General features: G+C 33.7%; 6 protein-coding genes, 1 tRNA gene and 1 pseudogene. 1 reads left to right on the top strand and 7 read right to left on the bottom strand.

The features are described from left to right. Window positions 1–778 precede the first annotated feature (778 nt). Window positions 779–1,078, top strand: a complete 300-nt coding sequence (locus H2672_RS18860) for an EthD family reductase (protein ID WP_255485917.1) — start codon at window positions 779–781, stop codon at window positions 1,076–1,078. 483 nt (window positions 1,079–1,561) lie between these two features. Here the strand turns inward: H2672_RS18860 and H2672_RS18855 are convergent. From H2672_RS18855 to H2672_RS18830, 7 genes and pseudogenes are all read right to left on the bottom strand, one after another. After that, window positions 1,562–1,635, bottom strand: a tRNA-Arg gene (locus tag H2672_RS18855). Between the two features lie 128 nt (window positions 1,636–1,763). Beyond that, window positions 1,764–1,895 (bottom strand): annotated as a pseudogene (locus H2672_RS20045) (hypothetical protein); the annotation flags it as partial. A gap of 143 nt (window positions 1,896–2,038) precedes the next feature. Beyond that, complete coding sequence (locus tag H2672_RS20040; RefSeq protein WP_186673924.1) at window positions 2,039–2,638, bottom strand: transporter substrate-binding domain-containing protein; 600 nt, start codon at window positions 2,636–2,638, stop codon at window positions 2,039–2,041. Between the two features lie 231 nt (window positions 2,639–2,869). Further along, on the bottom strand, window positions 2,870–3,577 hold the full coding sequence (locus H2672_RS18845; RefSeq protein ID WP_186673922.1) for a hypothetical protein: 708 nt from the start codon (window positions 3,575–3,577) through the stop codon (window positions 2,870–2,872). Window positions 3,578–3,784: 207 nt separating this feature from the next. Further along, entirely contained in the window at window positions 3,785–3,961 is a 177-nt protein-coding gene (locus tag H2672_RS18840; protein WP_186673920.1) for a hypothetical protein, read from the bottom strand. After that, window positions 3,954–4,139 carry an EVE domain-containing protein gene (locus H2672_RS18835; protein ID WP_186673918.1) on the bottom strand — a complete coding sequence of 62 codons (186 nt, stop codon included), beginning with the start codon at window positions 4,137–4,139 and terminating at the stop codon, window positions 3,954–3,956. Before H2672_RS18835 ends, H2672_RS18840 begins: the two co-directional genes overlap by 8 nt. Window positions 4,140–4,227: 88 nt before the next feature. Then, window positions 4,228–4,509, bottom strand: coding sequence for a hypothetical protein (locus H2672_RS18830; RefSeq protein WP_186673916.1), 282 nt, complete (start codon window positions 4,507–4,509; stop codon window positions 4,228–4,230). Window positions 4,510–5,080: the final 571 nt, after the last annotated feature.

Here is a 5,080-nt window from a genome sequence, read left to right as displayed (position 1 = left end):
TTCATGAGTATATCCATTATGATTGATAAGAAAAAGTATGACCAGTTAAGAATTAGATTTTCAATTAGATAAGTGCACAATCGTTGCTTTTGAGAAAATGAACGATTAAAATAGTAATAATTGTTTATATATATAGTACTTACTATCGCTTTCGAACGACTTCTCAAAAACTTAAAAAAACCGATACAAACGCTGTTAGTACAACGTTTGTATCGGTTTTTTAATTTCTAAACTTCTTCTAACTTGTACCTAAGGCTTTAATGACCTCGTCGCACAGCATCATGGGTCTTGTTTCACAAATACGAATAAAACATTAAAGAACGTGAGCTTGTATTTAATAGGAGGTATCCCTGTAAAATGAACACAAGAACTTTCACGTTGCGGAAAAACGCCATTATAGTGTTCTATTATTGTTGAGTTTTAAAAAATACCATTATGAGGCTTTGGTTTCTCGCGGCCAAAAGTTTATTTTCATAGCGCTTGACTTAGTTCACATTAAACGTTGCGCGTCAAACTTTCACGTTTATTTGAACACTCCTGATTGTTTATCATCTTTCACTTAGATCACTCGTTTATTTACTGGGAGTATCCAAATATAGATCAAGCTCCATTCATTTCTACAGTAATACAGTAATACCCTCGTTAAGTTCTATTTCATGGATAATACTTTCCGCAGGCAACTAAAATGCATACCCTTTACTATGCATCATTTGCGAATAAGAACACTGATTATCGAATATATTAAATTAGTTCATTTATGAAGGAGTGGGTTTAGTCCATGGCTAAAATGATTATTATGTACGAACAACCAAAGGATATAGTTGGATTCGAAGAGCATTACTTTAATGTACACGTACCACTTGGGTTGAAAATACCGAATATAATTAAAGACTCTGTACACCACGTTATTCAATCCCAAAATACAAACCTTGAATTATATATGATTACAGTACTAGAGTTTGAAAGTATTCAAAAGCTGACGGAGGCACTTGCTAGCCCAGAAGCAAGAGCTGCAGAAGAAGACGGTGTAAATCTCTTTAAATATGTTAATCCCCCGATAATTACGATAGTCAATTAACTGAATTCATAAGGTTGCAGTAGCCGAGTCAATTTCATAATAGAGCTATTCACCTTAAAATCCGAACAAGGTTGATTTCCGCTTCAGTCGGAAGCTTTCCTCGGGCTTGGCTTCAGCCTCTGCTCCCAACGCTACGCTTATGGTCGCATAAAGCGTTCTTCGTTATGACTTTTCCCGCGGGGTCTTAAGCTTAAGCTTAAGCTATTCCCGCTGGAGTCGCCGACTTCCGCTCCAATCAACGAAAGTAGAACTCACTGTTTACGAACAATTTTAAAAATGGTGATATAATTATTCGTCTTTTCAATTAGAACAACTAATTATGAAATTGATTCAGCCGTATAAACAATTGGTACCTGCGTATGGTGAAGTTACGGCAATCGCAGACAGGACAAATTAATACTAAAAGAAGTCAACCACAATGCTTGATTATAGGGTTTGACGTGTTTTTGTTAGATATAAACTTGTTTTATCCGAACCTTAATATGTCCCAGGAGGGATTCGAACCCCCGACCGACGGCTTAGAAGGCCGTTGCTCTATCCAGCTGAGCTACTGAGACGTGCGCGTTCTTGCGATTTTAGGGATTCGGTCAAATTACGTTTTTAGACCGAAACTATCTTTGAACCAATGATAACACATTTAATGAGGTTTTTGCAGATTTCATTTAGTTCATATGTATTTCTACCATCACCTATAATATCCCTTATAAAAACAGAATAAGAGAACCTCAAAAGATGAGATTCTCTTATTGACTATAACTGCTTCAGTAGTCAAGAACATCGCTGCAACAGATGCTGCGTTTTGGAGTGCATAACGTGTAGTAGAGCCGTTCATTCATATTTTTTTATAGTTATACCACTTCTCGATATTTCTTTATATTTCCTATTATAAACCTATTGTAGCTTTTTGTGAAGCCATCCCTCAATCTATGTAAAAGGAGTTCTTTCCTTTGAACGTTATCCTTACTTTTCTCTATTACCTAGATATTCATTTTGAAGCTGTTCTAGCTTACCTGATTCTTTGAAGTTTAAAATATTATCATTTAAAAAGTTTATTAGTTCCTTATTTCCCTTTCTAACAACCATCGCATAACTTCTTTCTGATAGCACTTCTTCTCCATTAGGTTTAATTAGTGTTCCTGTAAAATATGAGTATGTCTTTGTTAATTCTGTTTCCTCAGGCTCCAATCTTATTACACCTGTAATAAGATCTATAACCCCTCTTCTTAAAGCGATATCCGAATCATCAGTTGTAGCAAATTCTCTTACCTCGACAGGTATGTTGAATTCTTTTGCCATCTCTTTTATTAATGCATAACTGAAATCATGATACACTTTAAATGGACCCTGTTGCATATCTAATTCAATAGGAATAGTAATTTTCTCTATTTTATACTTATTTTCCTCATCTTCAATTTGTACCTCTTTATCCAATACAAGCATCTCTTCATCGTTATCAACTTGTAAATCTTCGAATTGATTTTTATCTTCAACTCTTTTTTCTGCAGTACAACCAAACAAGGCTAAAGAACACCCTATCAGTACAAATAATATTTTTCTCACTATAACACTTCCTTTTACCTTAACTTGTAATTAAAGATTTTACCCACCTATCACAATATTTGAATCAGTTCTGAATCGTAACTGTTTTGCACTATACACAGCCAGCACTATACTTTATTGAATAATTTGCTCTGTTAGGTTGTGATTATAATCATACCCCTTATTAAAATTAAAAAGTGAACAAGATATAATCATACTTAATGCTGTAATCAATCGTTGGTTGGCAGTGACTTAAGTTTTTGTGAAACACGAAAGTTCCATAAAGATACTTTGTATTTTCTCTATTTCCTTAACGTTAATTCTACTACTATCTTTATCATTTATTCTATATATGACAGGTAACACAAATAATTTAAATTCACTTTTCAACATTAGGTACTTATCCAATTTTCCAAAATTCAAGTTATCAGTATTAATCTCATTAAACTTATTAAATTCATCAACGAATTTCTGAGCAGACTTTCTTCTAGATGCAAGAAGTGGTCTAATTAACCTATCATATGCATAAACCTCTTCATAAGGAATATATTGCGGTACCCACTCACCATCACTTACTTCTTCATAAGGAACATCATCCATAGGATTTCTAATCTCACTATAACTATTTTCTGCAAATAAAATCGACTCTAAGTGCTCATAAAGATTTTGGGAATAGTAATTTAGAATTCTTAAAACCTTATTAGATTTTTCTGTTTCTAAATCCCTTAGTCTTTGGGATTCTTTTTGATTTATCTTGATAGCCAAAAAACCCGTAATGCCCGCACCAGATAATGCACCTAAAAAGGTTGATGCAGGACCCCAAAATGAGCTTGTTAACTCAACAACAAAAGTGAAACCAATAACTGAATTAACAATTCCTGTAATTAAAAAATATATAACTAGGATTAATGATATGTTGATTGCATAAAGCACTTTGCTCTCTATCTTGTTATCACTCAAAACTCTTCCTCCTTAGCGCAATAAACACAACAAGTCACTTTTCTTTAATGTCTTATTCGTCGTATCAGTATGCTGTGGAAATTCAGCAATCTAATTACTCCTAAACTTCGGACTATGACATACAATGTTCATGGTTACATTATACCAATACATTAAGAGATTTATTATTCTGATACGCTTCCCTTTGCAATTCCAGTACTAATGAACCTATACCTTATCTCCTTCTAATACCATTCTATTAAACCTTGAAATAGGAATTACAATAATACCCAACTCCTCAGCTTGCTCTAATAACTTATACTCACCATTATCTGTGTAAATCATGTAGTCTACTTTCTTTGCACTTGGGCTTGCTACAACTATTGCTCCCATTTTCTCAAGCAACTGCACCACCACTACCTTTATTTGCACCATCTGAACGCCAAATGAATACTTCATCACCTAGATTTATGTCACTTACTAAATGCTCTTGTCTGATTGACCACCATATATAATCATTCTCTAAAAGATAATCATCTACATTAAACTTCGTTGGGTTCCCTTGAAATATCCATGTATTCACAATGATTCTCCACCTTTTTAATTTTTCAAATTTATAAATACCTACCTATCAAACTAGATAGGTAGGTATTTATGTAATGTTATTCATTTTAATCGTTATACGTTTGATTACGGTCTTTTAATCTTTGAATGGCAGCTAATACTTTTTCCAAATCCGAAACATCAGTAGGGGTATTTGGTGTTGTCAAAATATGTGCCACTCTGCGATAAGTTAACTTGTCTCCATATCCCATTATAATGTAAATTGCACGCTTGAATTGATTGTTTTCTTCCCAATCTACATCCCCATAAACAACACGATAATAAGCATCATTACTATGTTGTGGTGCAGGAATATCTATGTAATCTATAGGCGGTTGATGAATTGCCATTTTAATCCCCTCCTTATAATTCAATTCAATATTAATATTCTACAAAAGTCCTAGAAATCCTTCTAATATCGACAATTCACTTACTTTCATACTGTGTGGATACACCTAATACCACACTTTAGCTAGGAAAGGTGGGATGTTAATGTGGTAATTACCCCCGCTTATACACACTATACATAAACACGCCACCCCGACCTACCTATAGTTGGGGGAGTTGTTAAACCGACTTCTATAACATTTCTTGATAAGCCATCTCCTATTCACTAATCCTAATTCATACCATTATGGAATCTTATTAATTCTCCTACCCATTTTGTAGTATGTAATTACAAGTAGCTCTCTTTTATTAAAACAACAAGGTTAGGATTGATGGCATTACTTTATTTGGATACCAATACTAAATCTTATACTATCTGGGTTTCATGAACCTATTAATACCACTCTACAAACTTTATAATCTTACTTTAGAAAACATGTATTTAACTCAAAATGAATGAATCCTTTTGAGGAACTTATTTCAGCTGGGAAGACTACCAAACAAATCAATGCATGATATTGACTGCTCCGTTAC

Source organism: Sporosarcina sp. BP05, assembly GCF_014282005.1.
GTDB lineage: Bacteria > Bacillota > Bacilli > Bacillales_A > Planococcaceae > Sporosarcina.
The sequence above is the reverse complement of the archived record's forward strand: the minus strand, read 5'-3'. Positions and strand labels throughout refer to the sequence as shown.